We start from the raw sequence: 1,823 nt of genomic DNA on the forward strand, positions 1-1,823 counted from the left end.
ACAGCCCGAGCACGTCGGCGACACTGGCGCCCCCGACGTCCGGCACGGCCGCGGCCACGGTGGCGGCCCCGGCGCAGGGCAGCGCGCCGGCGACCGCCACCACCGCTCCCGTCCTCGCGCTCTCCTCCTTCGACCCGGGCAGCGGCACCGCCGTGCTCGCACCGGCCACCGCCGGTCCGCAGTCGCTGTCCGCCCAGGCCACGGCCGCTGACGCCGCGTCCGCCGTCCAGCCCGGGCAGCTGATCGACAGCCCGCCCACCCCGGCGGCCCCGCACGGCGCGCTGGTCGCCGTCACCGGTGTGCAGTCGACCGCCGACGGGAAGGTGGCCGTCACCACCCGCCCGGCCACCCTCCCCGAACTGCTCGGCGGCACCAGCACCAACCTGCGCAGCGCCGTCAGCCCGAGCAGCTTCGAGGTCCACCCGCAGATCGGCGGCGTCAAGGTCGTCACCGACTTCGGAGCGACCTCCGGCCAGGGCTCGGTCTCCGGCAGCCTGGGGCTGAGCGCCGACGCCACCGTCCCGCTGCCCGACGGCAGTTCGGCGAAGCTGTCCGGCTCGGTCTCGCTCCACCCGGCCATCGACTTCTCCTACCAGGGCGGCCTCGGCCTCATCGACCCCCAGCAGGCCCGGGTCGGCTTCACCCTGGGCGCGCACGCGGACTGGCGGGTCAGCGCGAACCTCTCCGCGAGCACCGGGCCGGTCCGGATCCCGCTGGCCACGTACAGCGCCAGCCCCGTGGTGATGGTGGGCCCGCTGCCCGTCGTGATCAACCTGGCCTTCACCCTCTCCGCCGACGTCAGCGCCGACGGCACCGTCACCCTCGACGCCGAGCAGGCGTACGACGGCCAGTGGGGCGTCCACTCCGACTACGTGAAGGGCCCGGGCTGGACCACCACCACCGACCCCGGGAACTCCACCGTCTCCCCGCTGCGCCTCGACCTGAGGGGCTCCGCCTCGGCGAAGGCCGGCCTGCTCGCCGAAGGCTCGATCGCCCTGTACGACACGGTCGGCGTGAAGGCCTCCATCGAGCCGTACCTGCGGGCCGCCGTCAACGGCTCCGTCGTCCTCGACGGCACCAGCACCACGCCGACCGTCAACGGCACGGCCGCCCTCTACGGCGGACTCGACATCAACGGGGCGCTGATGGCCCGGCTCGCCATCCTCGGCACCCCGATCCTCGAGGCCGACCTGCCCTTCCTCGCCTTCCACCGCGAATGGCCGCTCGTCTCGGTGGGCGCCGGACAGTCCCCGGTGCCCCTGGTGAACTGGACCGCGCTCAGCGCCGGCCTGTTCGACGACAACCGCTCCGCCTACCTCAAGACCCGGCCGGACTGGGACCCGCGCGCGCTCAAGGCCTCCTGCCCGGACGGCACCCGGCTGATCGGCCTCAGCCACGGCGGCGACAACGGCCTGTGCACGGACGTCACGAAACCGGACCTCTGGGACGCCGGCCACGCGTACGTCGTCGACCACGGCGGCACCTACGTGACCACCGACTGGGCACCCGGCTACGCCAAGGCCCAGTGCCCGGCCGGCTCCGTCCTCACCGGCTACAGCCGCGACGGCCGCACCATGGGCGCGCTCTGCGCCAAGTCCGCGGCCCCGCTGGGGACATCGACCCGCACGCTCTGGTTCGACAAGGGCGACAACCGCCCCACCGCGGCCGCCGGCGGCGACTTCTCCTACGGCTTCGCCAAGGGCCAGTGCGCCAACGACGAGGTCGCCGCGGGCCTGGCCTACACCCAGCCCTGGTGGCAGCTCTGGGCGGCCCGACCCTACGCGCTGCTCTGCCAGAAGCTCGCCTGACAGTGAGGACGTGAC

Annotated in this window: 1 protein-coding gene; it reads left to right on the forward strand. The window is 74.2% G+C overall.

Features of this window, described 5'->3' with window-relative positions; translation table 11 throughout:
- Positions 1–1,808, forward strand: a 1,808-nt coding sequence (locus ACFU7Z_RS39185; RefSeq protein WP_380782934.1) for a hypothetical protein, incomplete at its 5' end; no start/stop codon positions are given.
- Between the last annotated feature and the right edge of the window lie 15 nt (positions 1,809–1,823).

Origin of the sequence: Kitasatospora sp. NPDC057518 (assembly GCF_042802075.1) — a bacterium.
In the GTDB taxonomy this organism is placed as follows: Bacteria; Actinomycetota; Actinomycetes; order Streptomycetales; family Streptomycetaceae; genus Kitasatospora.